The 22,067-nt window shown below is 71.7% G+C and carries 20 protein-coding genes; 5 read left to right on the top strand and 15 right to left on the bottom strand.

Annotated features, from left to right (window positions below; genetic code table 11):
- The first annotated feature begins 141 nt into the window (after positions 1-141).
- From HD599_RS10510 to HD599_RS10520, 4 genes are read left to right on the top strand one after another with little or no spacing between them, the layout of a single operon-like run.
- Positions 142-789 carry a cyclase family protein gene (locus HD599_RS10510; protein WP_184237069.1) on the top strand — a complete coding sequence of 216 codons (648 nt, stop codon included), beginning with the start codon at positions 142-144 and terminating at the stop codon, positions 787-789.
- Positions 789-2,066 (top strand): allophanate hydrolase, encoded by a 1,278-nt coding sequence (gene atzF / locus HD599_RS10515; protein WP_221420485.1) that lies wholly within the window; start codon positions 789-791, stop codon positions 2,064-2,066. The genes HD599_RS10510 and atzF overlap by 1 nt, the downstream gene beginning before the upstream one ends.
- Positions 2,063-2,455, top strand: a complete 393-nt coding sequence (locus HD599_RS17810) for an allophanate hydrolase-related protein (protein ID WP_221420486.1) — start codon at positions 2,063-2,065, stop codon at positions 2,453-2,455. The genes atzF and HD599_RS17810 overlap by 4 nt, the downstream gene beginning before the upstream one ends.
- A gap of 47 nt (positions 2,456-2,502) precedes the next feature.
- Positions 2,503-3,183 carry an alpha/beta fold hydrolase gene (locus HD599_RS10520; RefSeq protein WP_184237072.1) on the top strand — a complete coding sequence of 227 codons (681 nt, stop codon included), beginning with the start codon at positions 2,503-2,505 and terminating at the stop codon, positions 3,181-3,183.
- A gap of 9 nt (positions 3,184-3,192) precedes the next feature.
- Here the strand turns inward: HD599_RS10520 and HD599_RS10525 are convergent, their stop codons facing one another.
- The 10 genes from HD599_RS10525 to HD599_RS10570 all read right to left on the bottom strand — a co-directional run bounded on the left by HD599_RS10525 (position 3,193) and on the right by HD599_RS10570 (position 13,695).
- Positions 3,193-4,458 (bottom strand): metal-dependent hydrolase family protein, encoded by a 1,266-nt coding sequence (locus HD599_RS10525; RefSeq protein WP_184237075.1) that lies wholly within the window; start codon positions 4,456-4,458, stop codon positions 3,193-3,195.
- 20 nt (positions 4,459-4,478) lie between these two features.
- The gene (locus HD599_RS10530; protein WP_343062011.1) at positions 4,479-5,252 is read right to left on the bottom strand and encodes an ABC transporter ATP-binding protein; all 774 of its coding nucleotides are present in this window, start codon (positions 5,250-5,252) and stop codon (positions 4,479-4,481) included.
- Positions 5,249-6,970 (bottom strand): dipeptide/oligopeptide/nickel ABC transporter permease/ATP-binding protein, encoded by a 1,722-nt coding sequence (locus HD599_RS10535; protein ID WP_343062012.1) that lies wholly within the window; start codon positions 6,968-6,970, stop codon positions 5,249-5,251. The genes HD599_RS10530 and HD599_RS10535 overlap by 4 nt, the downstream gene beginning before the upstream one ends.
- Positions 6,963-8,009, bottom strand: a complete 1,047-nt coding sequence (locus tag HD599_RS10540; RefSeq protein WP_184237078.1) for an ABC transporter permease — start codon at positions 8,007-8,009, stop codon at positions 6,963-6,965. Before HD599_RS10540 ends, HD599_RS10535 begins: the two co-directional genes overlap by 8 nt.
- Positions 8,010-8,054: 45 nt before the next feature.
- A complete protein-coding gene (locus tag HD599_RS10545) occupies positions 8,055-9,626 on the bottom strand; it encodes an ABC transporter substrate-binding protein (protein WP_184237081.1) in 1,572 nt (523 codons plus the stop codon).
- 138 nt (positions 9,627-9,764) lie between these two features.
- Complete coding sequence (locus HD599_RS10550) at positions 9,765-11,150, bottom strand: amidohydrolase family protein (RefSeq protein WP_184237084.1); 1,386 nt, start codon at positions 11,148-11,150, stop codon at positions 9,765-9,767.
- Entirely contained in the window at positions 11,143-11,748 is a 606-nt protein-coding gene (locus tag HD599_RS10555; protein WP_184237087.1) for a cysteine hydrolase family protein, read from the bottom strand. The genes HD599_RS10550 and HD599_RS10555 overlap by 8 nt, the downstream gene beginning before the upstream one ends.
- Before the next feature lie 100 nt (positions 11,749-11,848).
- Complete coding sequence (locus HD599_RS10560) at positions 11,849-12,313, bottom strand: cytidine/deoxycytidylate deaminase family protein (RefSeq protein WP_184237090.1); 465 nt, start codon at positions 12,311-12,313, stop codon at positions 11,849-11,851.
- Entirely contained in the window at positions 12,310-13,071 is a 762-nt protein-coding gene (locus HD599_RS10565; RefSeq protein ID WP_184237093.1) for an amidohydrolase family protein, read from the bottom strand. Before HD599_RS10565 ends, HD599_RS10560 begins: the two co-directional genes overlap by 4 nt.
- Positions 13,072-13,155: 84 nt before the next feature.
- On the bottom strand, positions 13,156-13,695 hold the full coding sequence (locus HD599_RS10570) for a hypothetical protein (protein WP_184237096.1): 540 nt from the start codon (positions 13,693-13,695) through the stop codon (positions 13,156-13,158).
- A gap of 200 nt (positions 13,696-13,895) precedes the next feature.
- On the opposite strand from HD599_RS10570, the gene HD599_RS10575 reads away from it, so the two are divergent.
- Complete coding sequence (locus HD599_RS10575; RefSeq protein WP_184237099.1) at positions 13,896-14,588, top strand: GntR family transcriptional regulator; 693 nt, start codon at positions 13,896-13,898, stop codon at positions 14,586-14,588.
- A gap of 61 nt (positions 14,589-14,649) precedes the next feature.
- On the opposite strand, the gene HD599_RS10580 is transcribed toward HD599_RS10575, so the two are convergent.
- Genes HD599_RS10580 through HD599_RS10600 form a run of 5 tightly spaced genes read right to left on the bottom strand, consistent with a single transcriptional unit; the run spans position 14,650 to position 21,983 of the window.
- Positions 14,650-16,065: an amidase gene (locus tag HD599_RS10580; protein WP_184237102.1), complete on the bottom strand. Its 1,416-nt coding sequence runs from the start codon at positions 16,063-16,065 to the stop codon at positions 14,650-14,652.
- Positions 16,065-18,089 (bottom strand): primary-amine oxidase, encoded by a 2,025-nt coding sequence (locus tag HD599_RS10585; RefSeq protein WP_184237105.1) that lies wholly within the window; start codon positions 18,087-18,089, stop codon positions 16,065-16,067. Before HD599_RS10585 ends, HD599_RS10580 begins: the two co-directional genes overlap by 1 nt.
- Positions 18,086-19,654, bottom strand: a complete 1,569-nt coding sequence (locus HD599_RS10590; RefSeq protein ID WP_184237108.1) for a gamma-glutamyltransferase — start codon at positions 19,652-19,654, stop codon at positions 18,086-18,088. The genes HD599_RS10585 and HD599_RS10590 overlap by 4 nt, the downstream gene beginning before the upstream one ends.
- The gene (locus HD599_RS10595; RefSeq protein WP_184237111.1) at positions 19,651-20,742 is read right to left on the bottom strand and encodes an FAD-dependent oxidoreductase; all 1,092 of its coding nucleotides are present in this window, start codon (positions 20,740-20,742) and stop codon (positions 19,651-19,653) included. The genes HD599_RS10590 and HD599_RS10595 overlap by 4 nt, the downstream gene beginning before the upstream one ends.
- The gene (locus HD599_RS10600) at positions 20,739-21,983 is read right to left on the bottom strand and encodes an aminotransferase class V-fold PLP-dependent enzyme (protein WP_184237114.1); all 1,245 of its coding nucleotides are present in this window, start codon (positions 21,981-21,983) and stop codon (positions 20,739-20,741) included. The genes HD599_RS10595 and HD599_RS10600 overlap by 4 nt, the downstream gene beginning before the upstream one ends.
- Positions 21,984-22,067: the final 84 nt, after the last annotated feature.

The following is a 22,067-nucleotide window of genomic DNA, read 5'->3' on the forward strand; positions in this document are numbered from 1 at the left end:
TCGCGGGCCGCGACCTGCCGGAATGACACCGGCACGGGCGGTGCGATGGGCCGCGGCATCCGGCAATCTTGACCTCGTCGCTTGATTGGATACAATCTAGGACAAAGCGAATCCATTCCGTTCATCCCGGCAAAGGACCCCATGACCGACGTCATCGACATCAACATCCCCATCCACGGCGAGATGCTGCACTGGGGCCGCAAGCCCACCTACGAGATGGTCGAGCAGATGGTCGACGGATTCGCGTCCGATGTCTCGCGCTGGCTCATCGGTGCCCACACCGGCACCCACGTGGACGCTCCCTCGCACTTCGTGCAGGGCGCCGCGACGGTCGATACCATCGCGATCGACAACGTGGTCGGGCCGGTTCGCGTGCTCGACCTGCGTCACGTCGTCGAGGAGATCACGGCCGAGGACCTCGAAGCCGCGGGGGCTGATGGCGCCAAGCGCGTGCTGTTCCGCACCCGCAACTCGACCGACGCCCTCACCCGGCCCGAGAAGTCGGAGACCTGGGTCGGCCTCGGCCCGAGCGGCGCCCAGTGGCTCGCCGACCGCGGCGTGCTGTTCGCCGGCATCGACTACATGACGATGGAGGCACCCGCCCACACCGAGAAATGGCCGACCCACGTCATCCTCTGTACGGCCGGAATCGTGATCCTCGAGAACGCCGACCTGTCGTCGGTCGAACCCGGCGGCTACCTCATGGTCTGCCAGCCCGTGCCGTTCGTCGGCCGCGAGGCGGCGCCGGCGCCGACCGTGCTGTTGCCGCTGCCCGGCGTGGACGCCTGATGGCCGTGGACATCGCCGACCCGGCCGCCCACGTCGCCGAGCGGTACGCCCGGACCGTGTCGCGGCCCGAGGCGTGGATCACCCTGCGCCCCGAGCACGAGGTCGTCGCCGAGCTGACCGCGGTGCTCGACCGCGCCGCCGCGGGAGCCGACCTGCCCCTGGCCGGACTGCTCGTCGCGGTCAAGGGCAACATCGACGTCGCGGGTATCGACACCACCGCCGCCTGCCCCGCCTTCGCCTACAGCCCCGACAGCGACGCCACGACCGTGCACCGCATCCGTGACGCGGGCGCCGTCGTTCTCGGTTCGACGAACCTCGACCAGTTCGCGACCGGCCTCGTCGGCTCCCGCTCCCCCTACGGCGCCGTGCGTCACGCCACAGACGCCACCCGCATCTCCGGCGGATCCTCCTCGGGTTCGGCCGTCGCGGTCGCCCTCGGTGCCGCCGACTTCGCCCTCGGAACGGACACCGCCGGCTCGGGCCGCGTTCCCGCCGCGTTCCACGGCCTCGTCGGCATCAAGCCGACGAAGGGCTGGGTCAGCGCCGGCGGCGTCGTCCCCGCCTGCCGCAGCTTCGACGTCGTCACCGTGATGGCCGCCGGACTCGACCTCGCCGAGCGCGTGCTCGCCGTGATGAGCGGACCGGACGACCGCGACCCGCTGAGCCGCGAGGGCAGCGCCGCCGCGTTCGCCCAGACGCCGCGTATCGGGGTGCCCCTGCCGGGCCAGCTCGGCGAGCTCGCTCCTGGCTGGGCCGAGGCCTTCGAGACGGAGGTCGCGCGCTGGGAAGCCGCGGGCGCCGAACTCGTGCCCGTCGACATCGAGGTCTTCCTCGCGACGGCCCGCATGCTCTACGAGGGCGCGTTCGTCGCCGAGAGGTACGCCGCGGTCGGCGAGTTCGTCGACGCGCACCCCGACGAGGTCGACCCGACCGTCGGCGGCATCATCTCCCGGGCCAAGGGGCTGCCCGCCTGGCAGCTGTTCCAGGATCAAGAGAAACTCGACCGTGCCGCCGTCGTCGCCCGCGAGGTCTTCGGCCGCATCGACGCGCTGCTGCTGCCGACCACGACCGAGCACCCGACGCTCGCCGCGGTCGCCGCGGAACCGATCGCCGTCAACTCGCGCCTCGGCCGCTTCACCAACTTCGCCAACCTGCTCGACCTCGCCGCGCTCGCCTACCCGGCGGGAACTGTCGACGGCCTGCCGTTCGGCGTGCAGCTCGTCGCTCCCGCCTTCACCGACCACCAGCTCGCCGACCTCCTGAGGAACCGCCCGTGACCACCGTCCTGCTCGCCGTCGCCGGCGCCCACCTCAGCGGTCAGCCGCTGAACCACCAGCTCGCCGACCGCGACGCGGAACTCGTCGAGACGACGACCACGAGCCCCGACTACCGGCTGTTCGCCCTCGCCACCACTCCCCCGAAGCCGGGCGTCGTGCGCGTGGCCGAGGGCGGATCCGCCCTCGAGGTCGAGATCTGGCGCCTGACCGAAGCCGCGTTCGGCTCGTTCGTCGCCGCGCTGCCCCGCCCCATGGCGATCGGTACGGTCACCCTCGCCGACGGCTCCGAGGTGAGCGGCTTCGTCGTCGAACAGATCGCCATCGAGGGGGCCGCCGACATCACGGAGTACGGCGGATGGCGCGGCTACCTGGCCGCTCCCCGCGACTGATCCCCGTTCCGAAACCTCTGCTGCGGCATCCACACCCTGGAGTTTCTATGCACCTCGTCCTCGTCCACGGCGCCGGCGGCACCGCGAACACCTGGTCCTCCGTCGTCCCGCTTCTCGAGCAGCGCGGTCTCGCGTTCACCGTCGCCGACAACTACTCCCAGTCGCTGCGGGCCGACGAGGCCGCCGTGCGCGCGCTGATCGACGCCGTCGACGGACCCGTGCTGCTCGTCGGCCACTCGTACGGCGGCGCGGTGATCACCGCCGCCGGCACGCACGAGCGGGTGGTCGGACTCGTCTACGCCGCCGCGTTCGGACCCGACCGCGACGAGTCGGTGCAGCAGATCGTCAGCGCCTACGAGCCCGCCGAGGTGTCGAAGTACTTCACGCGCGGACCCGCGGGCGAGTGGATCGCCGCCCCCGACGAGGAGTCGTGGCGCGAGCTGGCCTGGGACGTGCCGGAGTCCGTGCGGCTCGCCGGCCGGGCGCAAGGCCGGGTGGCGGCCAATGACATCTTCACGCAGTCGACGGCAGAACCGGCATGGATGTCGCGACCCAGCTGGTACCTCGTCGCGTCGAGCGACAAGCACCTGAGGCCCGAGATCCAGCGGGCGATGGCCGCGCGCATGGGAGCGGTGACCGACGAGGTCGACACCAGCCACGCGGTCGCGCACGCCGCCCCCGAGCGGGTCGTCGCGACGATCGAGAAGGCTCTCGCCGCGCTGGTGTGAGCCCGGGGCCTATGCCCGGCCGTCGAGGTCTTTGACCACGCGGCCGGCCTGCAGCACCATCCGCACGGTTGCGGCCTCGGCGAGGTCGCCGATCGACGCCAGCGGGTCGACCACGGTCACGACGAGGTCGCCGAGCTTGCCCGCCTCGACCGATCCGAGGTGCGCGTCGAGGCCGAGTAGGCGGGCGCCGCCGAGGGCTCCGGCGCTGATGGCGGCGAGCGGCTCGAGGCCGACCTCGACCAGACGGCCGAGTTCGGCGAGATTGCGCCCGTGCGGGTGCACGCCCGCGTCCGTTCCGAGTGCCACGGGAACGCCGGCCGCGATGGCGCGGCGCACCGAGTCGAGTCCGCGGCGCTGGCGGGCCTCCCGGTCGCGGAGCGCGGCGGATGTCGTGGTCGCCGGGTCCAGGGTGCGCAGCAGCGTGCTGAGCGTGGGCACGAGCACGGTGCCGTGCTCGAGCATCAGCGCGATCGTGTCGTCGCCGAGGTCGTAGCCGTGCTCGATGCTCGAGGCGCCCCCGAGGACGGCGGAGCGCACCGCGGCGTCGGTCAGGGCGTGCGCGGTGATCGGGCTGCCGCCGCGTTCGGCGAGCAGGCGGTGAACGAGCCGCACCTGCGCTTCGGGCAGACCGACGTCGTCGGGGTGGTCGGTGGGCGATCCGATGCCGCCCGAGGTGGAGACCTTGATCGCGTCGGCACCGGTGCGCAGCAGGCCGCGCACGGTACGGATGACGTCGTCGTCGGTGTCGACGACCCCCGGTTCGGGGATCGACGGGCGAACCGCCCAGGCCGGCAGCGAACCGTTGGGACGGACGGGGTCGGCGTGCCCGCCGGTCGGCGACAGCATCGCGATGGCGAGGTGCAGGCGCGGCCCGAGGGTCGATCCGGCGGCGACCGCGTTGCGGTACCCCGGCGTGAGGCCGTCGAGGTCGCGCGCGGTGGTGACGCCCGCGAACAGGGTGTCGCGCAGCCCGCCGGCGACCTTCAGCACGTGCTCCTCGGCGAACTGGGCGCGCTGCTCCTCCGGCGTGCCCGGCACCATGCTGAGGTGCACGTGCGCGTCGACGAAGCCCGGCAGCAGGAACGTGCCGGCGAGGTCGATCGTGCGGTCCACGGAGACCGCCGCCCGACGGGGTCCGGCGTAGACGATGACGCCGTCGCGCAGCTCCACGTCGGAGTCCGCCACCGGCGCCGCTCCCGTGCCGTCGATCAGGGTCGCCCCGAGGAGGCGCAGCGCCCCCGGCTCGTGCGGGGTCAGCGGGAGGCGGGCAGCCATGGGGCTCCTTTGTGCGGGGTCTAGTCGGTCAGGCTGAACCCGGCGGCACCGGGGTCGGCGTCGAGCAGGCGTCGCGTGTACCAGTGTTGCGGGTCGGAGTAGACCTGTCCGACCGGTCCGGCCTCGACGACCTGGCCCTGGTACAGCACGACGACGTCGTCGCTCACGCGCTGCACGACGGCGAGGTTGTGCGAGATGAACATCATCGTGACGCCGAGCGAGTCCTTGATGCCCGCGAGCAGGTCGAGGATCTGCGCCTGCACCGAGACGTCGAGGGCCGAGGTGATCTCGTCGGCGATGATCAGGTGCGGGTCGATGATGAGGCCGCGGGCGATCGCGATGCGCTGGCGCTGGCCGCCCGAGAACTCGTGGGGGAAGCGGTGCATCATCTCGGGGGCGAGCCCGACCCGGGTGAGCCACTCGGCGATCAGGTCCTCGTGGGTGGCGACGCGGGCACGCGCGGGGTCGACCGCTTCGGCCAGGGTCTGCGCGATCGTGCGTCGCGGCGAGAGCGACGAGTACGGGTCCTGCGGGATCATCTGGGTGCGACGGCGGTACGCGCCCATCTCCCTGCGGTTGGCGGCGACGATGTCGACGCCGTCGACCACCGCGCTGCCGGCCGCGGCGCGGACCGTGCCGACCAGCACCTTGGCGAGGGTCGACTTGCCCGACCCGGATTCGCCCACGACGCCGACCGTCTTGCCGCGCTCGAGGTGCAGGTCGACTCCGCGCAGCACCTGTGCGGAACCGAACGACACGTCGAGGTCCTTGACCTCGATCATCGTCTCGCTCACGAGTGTCCTCCCGCGGGGATGGTGACCGTCGGCGTCGCCGCCAGCAGCTGCTTCGTGTACGGGTGTTCCACGGTGTCCTCCGAGAGGGTGGCGACGTCGTCGATGCGCTCCACGATGCGGCCGTCCTTCATAACGAGCACGCGGTCGCACAGCGCCCGGACGACGCCGAGGTCATGGGAGATGAACAGCACGGCGGTGCCGGAGTCGACGTTCATGCGCTTCAGCAGCGTGAGCACCTCGCGCTGCACGGTGACGTCGAGCGCGGTGGTCGGCTCGTCGGCGATGAGCAGGTCGGGCTTGCCGGCCATGGCGGAGGCGATCATCGCGCGCTGCTTCATGCCGCCGGAGAGTTGGTGCGGGTACTGCCGCAGACGCCCCTCGGGGTCGGTGAGCTTCACGGCACGGAAGGCGCGCGCGAGCAGGTCGAGCGCGCTGCGGCGGGAGAACCCGAGGCGGATCGTGAGTACGTCGGAAAGCTGGGTGCCGAGCACGAGCGCCGGGTTGAGCGCGGTTCCCGGGTCCTGGTAGACGAGCCCGATCTTCGACGCGAGCACGCGGTCGGGCACCCGCCCGAGGAGGTCGGTGCCGCCGAGCTCGAGCCGGCGGGCCGATGCCTCCAGCCCTTCGCCGAGCAGCTTCGCCACCACGGACGCCGTGAGCGACTTGCCGGAACCGGATTCCCCGACGATGCCGAGCACCTCGCCCCGGTGGATGGTGAACGAGACGTCGTCGACGAGCGGCTTGCCGGTTCCGCCGTGCAGCACCGTGATGCCGTCGGCGACGAGCACGACGTCGTCGCCCCCGGTCGCGACCGGCTCGCCCTGGGCGCGCACGATGCGGGCGCGGGTCGAGTTCGACCGCGGGTTGGCTGCCGCGGCGAGGCCGTCGCCGACCAGCAGGGCGGCGAGCGACGCGAAGGTGAGCGCGACGGCCGGGCCGAGGATCACGACCGGGTTGACGACGATGCGGCTGAGGCCGTCGTTGAGCAGGGTTCCCCAGTCGAACGAGGGGCTCTGCGCTCCGAGGCCGATGAAGGACAGGCCGGAGATCTCGACGAGCGCGCCCGAGAACGCGCCGGCGATGAGGATGAGCGTGGGCTCGGCCATGTTCGGCAGCACGTGGCGCAGCGCGATGCGGTGCGTCGGCACGCCCATCAGCTTCGCGGTCGTCACGTATTCGCTCGCCGAGATCTTCGCGGCGAGGTTGGCGGTGAGTCGGGCGAACCCGGCGATGTTGGCCACGGCCACGGCGACCACGACCTGCACGACGCCCTGGCCGAGGATGGCGGCGACGATGATCGCGACGAGCATCGTCGGATAGCTGACGGCGAACTCGATGAAGCGCAGGCCGAGCTCGCGCACCCGGCGGGGCGCGAGCCACACCCCGATGCCGAAGGCGATGCCGACGACCGAGGAGAGCGCGGTCGCGGTGAACGCCATGAGCACGGTGGCCTGGGTGGCGACGAGGGTGCGCGCGAGCATATCGCGGCCGAGGGTGTCGGTGCCGAGGGGGTGCTCGGGCGTCGACCCCAGGCCGGGGCTACCGCCGATCTTGGTGGCCTGGTCGCCGAGCACGAGCGGCGAGACGACGGCCGCGACGACGATGACGGCGAGCATGCCCATACCGATGACGAGACCGGCGTTCCAGGCGAAACTGCGGGGGCGCGTCGCGGGCGCCTCGGCGGCGCGGGCGAGGGCGGCGGGGTTGGACTCAGTCACGCTTGTCTCCCAGGGTGCGCGGGTCGATGAGACCCAGGATGATGTCGATGACGAGGGTGAGGACGAGGGAGATCAGTCCGATCACGAACACGGCACCGCGGATGACGGGGTAGTCCTTGTCGATCGCGATTGCCTGCACGATGACCCCGCCGAGTCCAGGCCAGGCGAACACGGCCTCGGTGATGAGCGCCGAACCGAGGAGCGCGGTCAGGATGATTCCCGACAGGGTGAGCGCGGTGGTCAGGAGGTTGGGCAGCATGTGCTTCGCGTACAGCGAGAGTGCCGGCAGGCGCCATCCTCTCGCCGTTCGCATGTAGTCCTGCTCGAGGATCACGGCGGTCTCGCGACGCACGATGCGCGCGACCGAGCAGGTGCCGCCGATGGTGAGCGAGGCGATCGGGAGGATCGCGGCGGTGCCGATGTCGTAGGCCGGCGAGTACGCCGGGGGCAGGACCCGCCAGACCACGGCGAAGAGGATGACGAAGCCGGTGGCCAGCACGTAGGTGGGGATCGAGGAGATCAGGCCGGTGATCATCGTGAATCCGAGGTCGAGCCAGCGGCGGCGGTCGCCGCGTGTCGCTACTCCCACGGCCATGCCGAGGGCGACGCCGAGCACGAGAAGCAGCAGGACGGCGGCGATAGTGATCGACAGCGTGTACGGCACGGCCGTCAGCACGATGTCCATCGCCGGCTGGCGGTAGCGGTAGGAATCGCCGAAGTCGCCTTGGATGACGCCCGAGAGGTACGTCCAGAGCTGCACGGGCAACGGCTGGTCGAGGCCGAGCTGCGTGCGGACGAGTTCGACCTGGTCGAGGGTCGCGTTCTCCCCGGCGATGGCCGTTGCCGGGTCGCCGGGGATCAGCTGCACGATCAGGAAGGTGACCAAGACCAACAACGCCAGGTTGACGATGAGGCCGAGGACGCGGCGCACGAGGAACGCGCGCCAGGTCGCCCCGAGGGATGCCGCTTTCACGGGGGTGGTGGGTGCCGCGGCGCCCGGACCGGGCGTCGGGGAGCCGGCGGTGGTTATGGTGCTCATCGCGTGTTCTCCTCAGTGTTCCGGTCCGGGCGGTGCATCAGTCGGTTAGGACGTGATGCGCATCGCGGAGATGTCCCAGTAGCCCGAGAACACGTAGGTGGCGAAGCCCTCACGTGCGACGTAGCGGTGGGTGTCGGTGATGAGCGGCGTCATGTCGACGCGCTCGAGGATCGACTCCTGGGCGGCTTCGAATGCTGCGCACTGGGTCTCGGCGTCGGCTGCCGCCATGCCCTCCTGGTACGCGGCGAGGCCCTCGGGGTTGTCGCTGCCGGCGACGTTGGTGCCGCCCTCGGGGTAGGTCGGTCCGAGGTAGCGGGCGATCGACGTGTGGATGAGGCCCGACTCGGCGTTCTCGGCCGCGACGGCGACGTCCCAGGTCTCGGGCTGCGTGCGCATCTGCGCGGTCCAGTCGGCGGGGTCCGGTGCCGCGACGGTGACGGTCGCGCCGGCCGCACGGAGCGACTCGGCGAGGTAGTCGGCTGCGGGGTCCCAGTTGGACATGATCAGCAGGCGGATGGTCTGGCCGGCGAGGACGTCGGCGGCGGCTTCGGGGTCGTACTGCTGGATGACCGAGGAACCGTCGACGGCGCAGCGGTAGCTGGCGGCGTTGACCGTAGTCTGCTCGACACCGAGGCCGTCGAGGCCGGCGGCGTTGAAGCCCTCGGGGTCGATGGCCTGGGCGACGGCCTGGCGCAACTCGAGGTTGCCCTCGAAGATGGAGCCCGAACCGGGCGACTGGTTGAAGACGAGGTTGTAGGCCGAGCTCGCGAAGCTGACGGTCGTGTACGCGTCGTCGTCCTCGAAGCGCAGGGCGTTCGAGTCGTAGAAGCGGGCGAGGTCGACTCCGCCGGACTGCAGCAGGTTGGCGCTCGTGTTCGAGTCGGCCTGCACCGTGAGGTTGATGGTCTCGGCGGGGACGCCTTCGACGTTCTCCCACGCGGGCCACGCGTCGTAGTCGTCGCGGAGCGTGTAGGCGGCGCTGACGCCGGCGGCCACATCGCTCAGGACGTACGGTCCCGACCAGGCGCCGTCGACGGTTCCGGCGGCGAGGCCCTCGGGGTCGGCGATGCCGGCGGGGCAGATGATGCCGGTGCCGGGACGGGTGACGCCGCCGAGCAGCTGCGAGTAGGGGGCGCTGAGCGAGATCGCGAGCGTGCCCGCGGCGTCGTCGGCGGTGAAGGTCGGGGTGCCGGAGCCGAAGGCCTGGTTCTTCCAGGTCAGGGCGCCCGAGTCCTCGAGGCCGACGAGGTACTCGAACGACGCGGCGACGACGCTCGGGGTGATGGCGGTTCCGTCGGCGCAGGTCGCGTCGTCACGGATGGAGAACGTGTACTCGGAGGCGGAGACGGCTTCCCAGTCGGTAGCGAGGCCGCCGATGTAGCCCTCGGTCTCCCCCTGGCGCAGCAGCGTGTCGAAGCCGAGGCGGGCGACGGTGACGTCGGAGCTCGCGGAGGCCTTCGCGGGGTCGAACGTGGCCGGGGCGTACCAGAGCTCGGCGTTAATCGTGTCGGTGGTTCCCGCAGCCGCTTCCGGCGCGCTGCTTCCGGCACAGGCGCTGAGCGAGAGGCTCGCGACGGCCGCCAGCGCGACGCCGGCGATCAGACTTTTCCTAACCATGGTGCTGTCCTCCAAGAGAGTGATGGTGCTTCGGGTGCAAAGGCTGCGGTGGGATGCCGCGGCTCGACGTCACATCGCCGGCCGGAGCAACTTGGATCCAATGTAGACCAATACGCATCCAATTATGTTTCCGTTGGATTACAAGTGACGGGGAATCCCCACTGACCCCTCTGCCACCCAGACGGCGCGGCCTCCCACCTCGGTGCGCAGCACGCGCGCGGCGGCGAATTCGGACGCGGAACAGAGAAGCGGGTCGACGTCGATCAGCACCCAGTCGGCGAGGAAGCCCGCGCGCAGCATTCCGCGGCGGTCGTCCGCGAACGAGGCATGCGCCGCTCCCCGCGTGTAGGCGGCGACGGCCTCGGGCACGGTGATTCCCTCGTCGGGGCCGACCGGTTCGTCGAGCCCGCGCATCCGCCGGTCGACCGCGACGGGCACGACCTGCCGCGGGTCGAACGGGAAGTACGGGGCGTCGGACCCCATCGCCACCACGGCTCCCGCGTCGAGCCAGGCGCGCATCGGGTTGACGGACTGTACCCGGTCGCCGAGACGTTTCGCCAGCCCCGCCGCGTTGTTCCAGGCGATGGACGGCTGCAGGGAGGCCACGACGCCGAGGCGGGCCGCACGCTCCATGCTGGCGACGCTCGGTTCGAGGTAGGCGTGGATGAGCTGGCAGCGCAACGGCCCGAGCGAGTCGGGAGCGCCGGCCGCCTCGAGACCGTCGAGCACCTGCTCGACCGCCCGGCTGCCGACCGCGTGCACGCCGAGGCCCCAGCCGCGTGAGATGCAGGCGGCGGCGAGTCGTGCGAACTCGTCGGCGGAGAGGCGCTGGACACCGTGGTCGTCGCCCGACCACGGGCGTTCGAGCAACGCCTGCCCTTTCATCCCCTCGCCGTCGTAGTAGATCTTGACCGGGCCCAGCCGCAAGACGTCGTCGCCGGCTCCGGTCGCACCCTCGATGCCGTCGAGCACGGCCACGGCGGCGTCGATGTCGGGCACGAGTGCCGAACCGAGCTGGGGCCAGGGCATCGCGACGACGCGCAGGGTGAGCTCGCCGCGTCGGTGTGCCTCGCGGTAGCCCGCGAGTTCGTCGACCGAGACGGCGGGGTCGACGACGCCGGTGAAGCCCATGGCGTGCAGCAGCGGCTGCACGACGCGCAGCGCGGCGAGACGGTCCTCGATGCGGGGAGGCTCGTCGCCGAGCCAGTCGGGAGCGTCGGGGTCGGCGTCGCCGTCGGCGAGCATCACGGCCGAGAACTCGGCGACGCCGGCGCCCGCGGGCAGCAACTGCAGCGCTTTGAGCCCGGCGCGCTGCGCGTGCGAGTGTGCGTCGATGAAGCCGGGCAGGATGACGCCGTCGAAGTGCTCCTCGACCGTGTCGAGGAGCGCCGCCGCCCGCACCTCGTCGAGGGCACCGATCGCGGCGATGCGGCCGCCGACGACGAGCATCGCCTCGGCCTCGGGCGCGTGGTCGTCCATCGTGCGGATCGAACCGACGACGAGCCGCGCTCCCCTGTCAGACACCGGCGGCCTCGCGCTCGTCGAGCCACTCGTGCACGTCGCCCGCGGTGACGAGGGCATCGCGCTGCAGGTAGCCGATCGCCTCGAGGGCCGCGTCGTGCGCCCGCTCGCTGGATCCGGCGACGCAGTCGGTGAGCACCCGCACCGTGTAGTCGTGCTGGTGCGCATCGGCTGCCGTGTAGTGGATGCAGATGTCGGTGAGCCCGCCGACGAGCATGACGGTCTCCGCCTTGTACGCCTTGAGCACGATCTCGAGCTCGGTACCGAAGAAGGCCGAGTAGCGGCGCTTGCGGATGACGAACTCCTCGGGGCGCGGCTCGAGCCACGACGCGAGCTCGGTGCTCTCGTCGCCCTCGAGGCAGTGCGACCCCTCCGCCCCGTCGAGCTCGCGGCCGATGTCGACGAGGTCGCGCTTATGCACCTCCTGGATGAAGACCACCGGGATGTCGGCCTCGCGGCAGTGCGCGATCAGGTCGCGCACGCGTGGTGCGCGCTCCGCCCGCCCGCTCATGACCGGGATTCCCGGTGTGGGGAGGGCCGACGTGCTGCCGCCCTGGATGTCGACGACGATGAGGACGGGATTACCCGTGACGGTCAGCATGGTGGTTCCTTCCGCGGATGGGACAGATCGATGGTGCTGGTCGCTCTGCACCCGCCCCGCAAGTGTCGGCGGCCCGGCGACCGGGGGTGGGTCGCCGGTGTTACGGCGACGTAAACTCTGCGGCTCCGGGCTCCCGGCCCGTGCGGCGCCGCCGGAACGGCAGCAGCTCGGAGACGCCGACGGCACCGAATGCGTCGCCGACGGCGACCCAGACGCGGGCGTCGGGCGCGTGGTCGCCGAGCAGCTCGGCACACACCCCGCACGGCTCGATGAGGTGGGTGCTGCCGCCCGGGCGCCGCAGCACGCCGACCACCGCGACGACCGGCGAACCGGCGATCACGGCGGCGCTCAGCGCGGCCGATTCGGCGCAGACCGACGCGCGGCCCGCCGACGCTTCGACGTGGAGTCCGGTGACGACCGTGCCGTCGGCCAGCCGCAGGGCGGCCGCGACCTCGTGCACGCCGACCAGGTACCGCGTGTCGAGCACGGCGAGGGCGGTGTCGAGCAGCTCGACGTCACCCTCGCTCATGCCCGCGGGCGGGCCGTCGAGCACAGGGCGGCTCATGTCCAGCCGAGGATCCGGGCCATGTTGCCGCCCTCGACGAGTGCGCGGTCGGCCTCGTCGGGGATCGCCTTCGCGATCTTCATGCGCTCGAGGTCGAAGTCGCTGCCGGGCCACTCGGACCCGAGGAGGATCTTCTCGGCGCCCAGTCGCGCGTAGGCGCGCTTGACGTCGGACATCAGCGTGGCCGAGGTCTCGAGGTAGATGTGCGGGTTGCGCTCGGCGACGATGATCGCCTCGGGCACGTTCCACACGGCGCCCATGTGGGCGATGATCGTCGGCACGCCCGGGAAGCCCTTGGCGATCTCCTCGATCGAGAAAGGCGCGCAGAACGCGTCGTCGAGGGCATTGATCAGCACGGGCAGGCCGAGCTCGTCGCAGACCTCGAACAGCGGGTCGAGCAGGCCGTGGTCGGCCACGTGGTAGCCGTGCATGCTCGGGTGGAGCTTGAGCCCGACGAGGCCGCCGTCGGCGAAACGCCGGATCTCGTCGACCGCGTGGTCCCACTGCGGCATTACTTGGCCGAAGCCGAACAGGCGGTCGGGGTGCTTCTTGACGAGGTCCATCAGGAAGTCGTTCTCGATGCCCTGGGCGAGCGAGCAGACCATCGCGCGGTCCACACCGGCGGCGTCCATCCGGTCGAGGATGCGCTTGGCGTCGAACGGCACGTAGGCCGGCGGCTTCTCCCCCGGCTTCACTCCGCTGAGGTAGTCACTGCGTCCGCGGCGGTCCTGCGTGGTGTTGTATGCGTCGATGATCATGCCTGTGCACTCCCTCTCGCGGCGTCGGAAATCCGCAATTATTTATCCCATTCAAGCATGATTGGATCCAATCGCATAGCGCGCTCAGGCGATTACGGGTCCGGCGGTCATTCCGGCCATGGCGATGAGCGCCGCGAGCGACGCGAACCGGCGCACCGTCTCGACGCGGTTCGGTCGACGGCGCACGACGAGCGCGACGACGGCAGCCCCGTGCGCGGCCACCACGATTGCGGTGATGAGGATGACGGATGCCGACGTCGCCGCCCCGTGCGCGTGCGCCACGGAGCCCAGGGCCTGCGCCCGGCCGGGTCCCGCCCCGAGGAACATCACGAGTACGGCGGCGAGCAGCATACTCGCGGCGTGCAGGTCGTCCCCCGGCGACTGGGTGCCGCGCCTGCGGCGCACGCGGTCGGCGAAGGCGACTCCGATCGCACAACCCATGAGCAGCAGGGACCAGACGGGCGCGGGCAGCATTCCGAGCGGCGGGAGATGCAGGTCGAGCATCGCCGCGAGCATCACGAGCTCGGCCACGGGCACGGCCCGACCGCCCGAGTGCCGCCGGGAGACCGCCAGCGCGAGGGAGACGGCGCCGCAGAACAGGGCGACGACGGTGAGCGCCGTCATGACCGGATTTCCGCGCGGGGACGCCGTGTCGCCGCCATCCCGGAATTTCGCATGATTGGATCCAATCATACGCAGGACGTATCCAACAAGCACCGGAACGACAGAATCCCCAGTTGCCCCTCGCGGGGAAAGGATCCAATCTGTGCCAACATTGGATACCGGCCGATCACACGGCCCCATCCGATCAAAGGGGTTCCGACATGACCATCACCGATGGCAATGCCCTCGTCGACGATCTCGCCGCCCGCATCCGGGCCAAGATCATGTCCGGCGAGATCCCGATCGGCGCCCCGCTGCGCCAGGCCGACCTCGCCGCGCAGTTCGGCATCAGCCGCACCCCCGTGCGCGAGGCGCTGCGCCAGCTTCAGACCGGAGGCCTCATCGAGGTCGTGCCGAACCGCGGCGCCGTCGTCCGCGTGCCTGTGCCGTGGGAGGTGCGCGAGGCCTACGAGGTGCGCGCCGAACTCGAGTCGCTCGCCGCCCGCCGCGCGGTCGACCGCCTCGACGACGCGACGATCGTGGAACTCCGGACCATCAACACCGCGATGTACGAGCGGTCGCTGGCGATCGCCGCCGGCACCGTCCCCGAACACGACGGAACAGACAACGACCACTTCCACGGCCTGATCTACCGCGTGTCGGGTAACACGCGCCTGACCCGCATGCTCGGCGAGATCAATGACGCGTTCCCGCGCAACGTCTCCGCGCTCGTGCTCCGCGACAAGCCGCGTCACCGCGAGGAGAACTTCCGCGAGCACGAGGCACTGCTGGAGGCCTTCGCGGCGGGCGACCACGAGCGAGCCGCCCAGCTGATGCGCGAGCACGTCCTCAGTGCCGGCGAGCACCTCGCCCAGTGGTACGAGCGCCGCTCGTCGACGGTGTTCACGGGCTGACGTTCTCGCGGGTTGAACCTGCCGAAACCCGGGGTGGGGTTTCGACAGACTCAATTCGCTTCTACCCGAACGACGGCGCCTTCGCGATCCAGCCCGTGGCCTCCTCGATCGCGCGTGTGACCGCGAGCAGCTGCGTCTCGCGGCCGTGCCGCCCGACCATCTGGACGCCGACCGGCAGCCCGCCGGCCGTGAAACCGGCCGCGGTGACCACCACGGGATGCGCGGTCAGCGTGAGCCGGTTCGCAAGCATCTGCCAGGTGAAGTACCGGTCGAATCTCGTGCCGTCGACGGTGTCGACCCACTCCAGCGACGCGTCCGGAGCCGCGACGGGGGTCGCGGGCAGCACCAGCACGTCGTACCGCTCGAGCAGTGCTTCGGTGTCGCGGAACGCGCGCGTGCGGCGCTCGTAGGCGTCGGCGAGCTGGGTGGCGGTCATCGCGCGACCCTGCTCGACGTTGCGGACGTAGTCCGGCCGGAAACCCGTGACTCCCACGTCGACCGCGTGACGTCCGCCGAGGAAGAACTCGAACGTCTCGATCGTCTCCCAGGCTTCGTCGGCTCCGGCGAAGTCGGGCTCGGCGTTCTCGACGACCGCTCCGAGGCCCGCGAGCTGCTGCGCGAACGCAGCGTGCACCGCGGCGACGTCGCGGTCGATGGGGAGTCCCCCGGCGTCCACGCTCCACGCGACTCGGAGTCCCGCCACCTCGACGGGCCGCGCCGGATGAGTGGGCAGCGACGACAGCGGCCAGACGCTCTTCTCGACCGCGAGCCCCTCGAGGAACAGCGCGGCGTCGGCCGAGTCGCGGGCCATCGGACCGGTGACCCCGTGCGGGGTCCAGGCGTTGCCCGTGCGGCCGCTGGCCACGCGGCCGGGGCTCGGGCGCACGCCGACGACGTTGCAGAACGCCGCGGGGTAGCGCAGGCTGCCCCCGCTGTCCGAGCCGTCGGCGATCGGGAGCATGCGGGCGGCCAGGGCGGCGGCCGCGCCGCCGCTCGATCCGCCGGCGTGCTTCGTCGTGTCCCACGGGTTGACCGTGGTGCCGAAGACGGGGTTGAACGACAGTACGCCCTGCCCCATCTCGGGCGTGTTCGTCTTGCCGATGATCAGCGCCCCGGCCTCGCGCAGCAGGGTGGCGAGCACACTGTCGTAGCGGGCGGGCGGAGCGTCCGCGAAGGCTGCCGACCCGTTCGTGGTGGGGAAGCCCGCGACATCCATCAGGTCTTTGACCGCCGTCGGCAGGCCGTGCAGCGGCGGCAGGGTCTCCCCCGCGGCCAGAGCCTCGGCGGTGCGCCGGTCGGCCGCCTCGGCCGCGGCGAGCGAGACCGAGTCCGGCTGCTGCGAGACGACGGCACGGAAGGCGGGATTACGCTCTTCGATGCGCTCGAGGTGGGCGCGCATCACCTCGACGGCGGACACCTCCCGCGCGGCGACCGCGCCGGCCAGTCGGACGGCGCTCCAGTCGGCGAGGTGCTCCATCAGCGGCCGCCCTCGTGGCCGTGCTGCTGCTCGGCGTGCCCGTGACCCGCGTGGGCGTCGTGGGCGTCATGGGCAGAGTGCGCGCTGTGGTCGTGCGCCGAGTGGTCGTGTCCGGCGTCGGCGGGCATGGCGCAGTGGTCGGAGGTCGCCGACGGCGGAACGTCGAGCGAGGGATTGCGGTCGAAGAACCCGTCGGGCTCGAGGCGCAGGCGGATGCGGTCGACGGGCATGATCGGCCACTGCTCGGGGCGCGGGAAGTGGTGCACACCGAGCACGGGCCAGAGCACGAGGCGTTCGTTCTCGAGCGAACGGTTCTCGCGCTGCCACACGTGCACGCCGTCGTCTCCGAGCTCGCCCTGGTTCGGGTACTCGCCCGCGATGAAGCGCTGCTCGGGGTCGAACGCGCTGGCCCACAGGTGCTGCGCGACGAACGGGGCCTTGCGCTCCACGACGCTGCCCGGGCGGGCGAAGAGTCCGGCCGTGTTGTCGATCGCGAGGCGGTACGCCGTGCTGTCGCCGTAGCGGTTGACCGCGGACTCGCTCTCGACGCGCCAGTGCTTCGCGGTTGACGGGTCGGCCTTGCGGGCGCCGAGCGACTCCGTCGAGATCGGGGTCTCGACGGCGATGCAGGCGTTGCCCCACGGGTTCAGAGCCTCGTCGGGCTCGGGCTCGGCGTGCACCTCGACGAGGCGGTTGAGCGGTCCGTCGATGGCGGTGTCGAGGCGCACCGCGAAGTAGTGCTGGTGGGTCGGGGCCTGCACGTTCGGCGCGACGAGGCGTCCGTAACGGGGCTTCTCGCCGTCGGCGATGCCCGAGACCGACATCAGTCCGGTGAGCTTGACCTCGAGTTCGATCGAGCCGTCCTGCGACAGGGTCCAGTAGAAGCCGTAGTCGTAGTTCGCGACGGTGGCGAAGCTGGAGATGACCAGCTTGCGGCTGCGGCGCACCTCGGCGCTGCCCGTGCGGGTGTTGACGTGCTTCCAGAGGATCGAGTCGTCTTCCTCGTGGATGCAGATGCCGTTCGCGATCGTCTGCGGTTCGCCGTGGCCGTCGAGGTACTCCACGTCGAAGTAGCGGATCTCGCCGAGGCAGTCGCAGCCGAGCTCGAGGCTCGCGGTGAGGGGGCCCGCTCCGTACTCGCCCCAGTCGAAGAAGTTCTTGCGGTAGGCCGTCGGGTCGCTGTCGAGGTACGGAACGTACATCTCGTTGACGGCGGCGCGCTGCAGGATCGGGCGCACGGTGTCGCCGTCCTTGTAGGTGAGCTCGTGGAGCACGAGTCCCTCGCGGTGGCTGAAGCCGACGACGAACGACCAGTTCTGCCAGGTGATGCGGCGGCCCTCGATGACGAAACCGGGGCCGTCGGGCTGCACGACGTCGAGCGCGGAGACCTCACGGTCGGGTCCCCAGGTGCCCGAGGTGTAGGTGCCGGTCTCGGTGGCCATCGGGATGACGCCGTGGTCTTCGATCCGGATCACCTCGAGGGTGTCGAGGTCGAGGATCGGCACGAGTCCCGCGACGGGGCGGGCGTAGCCGTTGTCCTCGGGGAATTCGCGGTACCAGACCGTGCCCCAGCTCAGGCGGCGGTCGGCGAGGTCGTCGGGCACGAATCCGGTGATCGACTCCGGGTCGACCCAGACCAGCGACGTGTCGGTGATGCCGCGCTTGGCGAGCGCCTCGACGAGCAGCGGCGATTCGCGCGCCGCCCGGGCGATCAGGCGTGCCTCGTCGCTGGAGACGCCGGGACGCCGGTGGTCGACGTCGGACCAGACCTCGACGATGGCGTCGCTCTCGGGGCCGGCCGTCCAGCCCCGCACCTCCCAGGCCGCGTGGGCGTCGGGGTCCATCACGACGAGGCGCACGGGGCGCGCACCGCCGGGTACCAGACTCCGGGCCTTCTCCTCGTCGAGGGAGATGCCCCAGAAGCGCGGGCGGGCGCCGATGCGCTCGCTGGCCCGCACGGCGGCGACGAAGGAGGCGATCTCGGCGGAGGTGAGCGGGTCGAGGACGTGGGCGGTGGTGCTCATGGAGTTCCTTCGGTTCGTGGTGGGTCAGGCTGCGGGAGTGCTCGGGGGGCGTCGAAGACGACGGCGCGGCCGTCGGCCCGGGGGTCGCTCGCGGAGTCGAGGCGGCCGTCGGCGTGCAGGCGCACGGCCTGCACGTGGCCGGCCTCGTCGACCAGGCCGTCGGTTGTCGCGACGGGCAGGCCGAGGGCGTGCGCCGCGGCTTCGGCCTCGGGCACGCCGGGCTCGGCGACGAGGGTCATGACCTCGTGGCCGAGGTCGCGGGCGCCGATGACGAAGCGCGGGCGGCCGAGGGTGGTGGTCGGGTCGGCCGACGGGTCGAGCAGTTCGCGGGCGATCTGCGCGAGGATCCACGGCTGGGCGCTCCCGCCCTGGCAGCCGAGGCCGAGCACGAGGTCGTCGGTCTCGGCGATCACGGGCAGCAGCGTGTGCGGCGGCCGCAGGCCTGGGCCGACGTGGCCGGGGTGGACGGGATCGGTGCTGAACGCCGACCCGCGGTTGTGCAGCACGACGCCGGTGCCCGGGTCGAGGATGCCGGAACCGAAGAGCTGGTACACGCTCTGGATCAGCGTGACGACGGTACCGTCCGCGCCCGCGGCGGTGACCGCGACGGTGTCGCCGAGCGCCCGGCCGGCGCGCGGCAGGGAGCCGGCGTTGGCGCGGTCGCGCGGGTCGAGCATGGCGTCGACGTCGATGGTGCCGCCGCGCGGATCGCCGAGCTTCTCCTGGCGCACGAGGGCCGCGCGGTGCACGGCCTCGACGAGTTCGGCGGTGTCGGTGCCGAGTGCCTCGGGCAGGATGCCGAGCAGTACGACGCCCTGCGTGGGCGGCGGGGCCACCCACCAGCGCACTCCGCCCTCGGTCGAGGTGACCGGTTCGACCAGCTCGGCCTCGTGCGCCGCGAAGTCGGCCTCGGTGTGCGCTCCGCCGAGTTCGCGCAGGCGGGCGGAGATCGACGCGGGGATGCGCCCGCGGTACATCGCGCCGGGGTCGGCGGCGAGTTCGGCGAGGGTCGCGGCGAGGGCGGGCTGCACGACGAGGTCGCCCTCGGCGGCGAGCACGCCGGCGGCGTCGGTGAAGACGCCGGTCATGCCCTCGTCGGCGCGGATCTCCTCCTCGCGCACGGAGATCGCGCGGGCCAGGCCGGCCGAGACGGGGAAGCCGTCGGCGGCGAGCTCGGAGGCGCGGCGCAGCGGGGACTCGAGTCCGAGCCGGCCGCCGAGCGCGTGGATGGCCTGCCAGCCCGCGACGACGCCGGGCACGGTCACGGTCTGGGCGCCCTGCCGGGGCATGCGCTCCTCGCGGGCGAGGGCTGCGACGTCGATGCCCGCGGGGGCAGCGCCGGCCGACAGCACGGCGGTGACGCCGAGTCCGGGGCGGCGCACGAGCGCCACGAGGTCCCCGCCCAGCCCGCACTGGTGCGGGTAGACGACCGCGAGCGCGGCGGCTGCCGCGAGGGCGGCGTCGATGGCGTTACCGCCGGATGCCACGGCGTCGGCCGCGGCATCCAGCGCAGCGGTATGGGGTGCGGCGACGGCGACGCGGGCCGGGTCGGTCACGACGGTCATACGAGGGTCTCCATCCGGGAGGGGGTGAGGAAGTCGAGGTCGGGGCGGGCGACGCCGGCGACCAGGTCGGCGACGGCCTCGCCGATAGCGGGGCCGAACTTGAAGCCGTGTCCCGAGCAGGCCGCGGCGACCAGCACCTCGGGGGTGCCGGGCAGGGCGCCGACGACGAAGCGCTTGTCGGGCGTCATCGTGTACAGGCAGGCCACGGCGTCGCCGCCCGCGGTCTCGATGCCGGGCACAAAACGCTGCAGCAGCCCGGCCAGGTGGGAGATCTCGGCCCCGGTCGGTGCCGCGACCGGCACTTCCGGGTCCCACACCTCCCCGGCGTCGATACCGATCTTGGCACCGGATCCGCCGGCCTCCGGGAGTCCGAAGACGAGGCCCTCGGGCAGGTCGACCGAGAAGCAGCCGAGAACGGGTGGTCGGGCGACGGCCTGACCGGTGGGCACGGTGAGGGTGACGATGCGCCACACCTCGAAGAAGCCCGCGGCCTGGGGCACGAGCTGCGACGCCCACGCTCCCCCGGCCAGCACGAGCCGTCTCGTTCGGACGGAACCCGCCGACGTGCGCACGGTGACGATGCCGTCGTCGACGGTCCAGTCGAGCACGGTCTCGCCGAAGCGCAGCTCGGCACCCGCGGCGGCGGCCGCCGACTGGGCGTAGGCGAGGGCACCGGCCGCGTCGACGACTCCGGCTTCGGGGTCGTAGACGGCGCCGAAGTCGGCGGGCGGGCGCACGGACGGCACGAGGGCCGCCCACTCGTCGGAACCGGCCGGGCGGCTCTGGCCGCCCTGCAGCGCCGGTGCACCGTCGTGAGCGTAGAGCCCGCCGGTGGTTTCGACGAAGGGTTGACCCGCCGCGCGCGCCCAGCGGTCCCAGCCGAGGTAGGCGCGGTCGACGAGGTCGTTCCAGACGGGGCTGGGGTAGGCGCGCCGGATCATCCGCGTCGCGCCGTGGGACGAGCCGCGGGTGTGCCCGGGCTCGAAGCGTTCGATGCCGACGACGTCGAGACCGCGCAGGGCGAGCTCGTACACCGCGGCCGAGCCGTGGATTCCGAGGCCGAGCACCACGGCGTCGCGCACGGTCATCGCGCGGTCACCTCCGCCGCGATCTCCGAGACCCGACCGAGCAGGGCATCGCGGTCCTCGTCGTCGTTGTAGACGTGGGGCGAGACCCGCACGACACTGGCGAGTCCGCGGGCGCCGAGGTCCCACTGCGCGTGGCCGGCGGGAACGCTGATCGAGTCGACACGCGCGAGGCGCAGCGCCGCGCTGACCTGCTTGCTCACCAGACCGTCGATCGTGAAGGTGACGATGGCCGAGGGCGACGCGACGGGGTCGGCGACAACGACGCCGTCGATGGCCGCGAGATCATCGCGAAGACCGGCGGCGTAGCCCACGAGATGGGACTCCGTCGCTGCCATCCCCCGCTCGGCCGCCTCACGCAGGGCGACACCGAGGCCGAGGCGGGCGGCGACAGACGCCTCCCAGGTCTCGAGCTGACGAGCCGAGCCGTCCATGGTCCACTCCTCCGCGCCGGTCCACACCGAGCCTCGCACGTCGGGTGCCCAGCCGCCTAAACCGTCGAGCACACCGTTGCGCAGGTAGGCGAAACCGGTGCCGCGCGGTCCCCGCAGGAACTTGCGGCCCGTGGTCACGAGCGCGTCGCAGCCGAGGGCGAGCACGTCGATGTCGAGCTGGCCGACGGACTGCGTCGCGTCGACGACGGTGATCGCGCCGTGCTTTCGGCCGAGGGCGCAGATCGCAGCGACCGGCTCGACGAGGCCCGACGAGGTGGGGATGTGAACCGCGCTGATGACGACACGGCCGGATGCCGCGGCGAGAGCGCTCTCGAGGGCGTCGAGGTCCATCGCGCCGGTCGCGCCGTTCGGCACGACGACCAGGTCGACCCCGTCGTACCGCTTCATCGCGAGCATCCGCAGGGCCTGGCTGATGTAGCTGGACCGCGGCGCGATGACGGTGTCGCCCGCGCCGAGGCGCAGGGAGTCGAAGACCGCGCGCAGACCGGAGGTCGCGCTGTCGAAGAAGGCGAATTCGCCGGGTGTGCCGCCGAGAAGGGCGGCGGCCGCCGTGTAGACGCCGGCGACCTCGTCGACCATGAGGTTCGCGGCCTCGTACCCGCCGCTGCGCTGTTCCAGCCGCAGGTGGCCGATCATCGCGTCGAGCACCGCGTCGCTCATCAGGCTCGCCCCGGCGGCGTTGAAGTAGTGGCGGCCGGAGGCTCCCACGGTACGGGCGCGCTCGGCTGCGACGTCGATCGCAGCCACCGTCGGCGTGACCAGGGCATCGCCCTCGAGACCGATCGTCATGATGCGGGTCCTTCCTCGTGAGCACCCAACCCGGTGCATAATGGATCCCATAGTAATCAGGTTGTATCCATTTATGCCAGCGCG

The organism is Conyzicola lurida (genome assembly GCF_014204935.1).
In the GTDB taxonomy this organism is placed as follows: Bacteria; Actinomycetota; Actinomycetes; order Actinomycetales; family Microbacteriaceae; genus Conyzicola; species Conyzicola lurida.

What these genes read in the sequence shown, in the direction of transcription:
- HD599_RS10510 (WP_184237069.1), top strand. Translation starts at nt 142, where the DNA reads ATGACCGACGTCATCGACATCAACATCCCCATCCACGGCGAGATGCTG.
- atzF (WP_221420485.1), top strand. Translation starts at nt 789, where the DNA reads ATGGCCGTGGACATCGCCGACCCGGCCGCCCACGTCGCCGAGCGGTAC.
- HD599_RS10520 (WP_184237072.1), top strand. Translation starts at nt 2,503, where the DNA reads ATGCACCTCGTCCTCGTCCACGGCGCCGGCGGCACCGCGAACACCTGG.
- HD599_RS10525 (WP_184237075.1), bottom strand. Translation starts at nt 4,458, where the DNA reads ATGGCTGCCCGCCTCCCGCTGACCCCGCACGAGCCGGGGGCGCTGCGC.
- HD599_RS10540 (WP_184237078.1), bottom strand. Translation starts at nt 8,009, where the DNA reads ATGAGCACCATAACCACCGCCGGCTCCCCGACGCCCGGTCCGGGCGCC.
- HD599_RS10545 (WP_184237081.1), bottom strand. Translation starts at nt 9,626, where the DNA reads ATGGTTAGGAAAAGTCTGATCGCCGGCGTCGCGCTGGCGGCCGTCGCG.
- HD599_RS10555 (WP_184237087.1), bottom strand. Translation starts at nt 11,748, where the DNA reads ATGCTGACCGTCACGGGTAATCCCGTCCTCATCGTCGTCGACATCCAG.
- HD599_RS10560 (WP_184237090.1), bottom strand. Translation starts at nt 12,313, where the DNA reads ATGAGCCGCCCTGTGCTCGACGGCCCGCCCGCGGGCATGAGCGAGGGT.
- HD599_RS10565 (WP_184237093.1), bottom strand. Translation starts at nt 13,071, where the DNA reads ATGATCATCGACGCATACAACACCACGCAGGACCGCCGCGGACGCAGT.
- HD599_RS10570 (WP_184237096.1), bottom strand. Translation starts at nt 13,695, where the DNA reads ATGACGGCGCTCACCGTCGTCGCCCTGTTCTGCGGCGCCGTCTCCCTC.
- HD599_RS10575 (WP_184237099.1), top strand. Translation starts at nt 13,896, where the DNA reads ATGACCATCACCGATGGCAATGCCCTCGTCGACGATCTCGCCGCCCGC.
- HD599_RS10580 (WP_184237102.1), bottom strand. Translation starts at nt 16,065, where the DNA reads ATGGAGCACCTCGCCGACTGGAGCGCCGTCCGACTGGCCGGCGCGGTC.
- HD599_RS10585 (WP_184237105.1), bottom strand. Translation starts at nt 18,089, where the DNA reads ATGAGCACCACCGCCCACGTCCTCGACCCGCTCACCTCCGCCGAGATC.
- HD599_RS10590 (WP_184237108.1), bottom strand. Translation starts at nt 19,654, where the DNA reads ATGACCGTCGTGACCGACCCGGCCCGCGTCGCCGTCGCCGCACCCCAT.
- HD599_RS10595 (WP_184237111.1), bottom strand. Translation starts at nt 20,742, where the DNA reads ATGACCGTGCGCGACGCCGTGGTGCTCGGCCTCGGAATCCACGGCTCG.
- HD599_RS10600 (WP_184237114.1), bottom strand. Translation starts at nt 21,983, where the DNA reads ATGACGATCGGTCTCGAGGGCGATGCCCTGGTCACGCCGACGGTGGCT.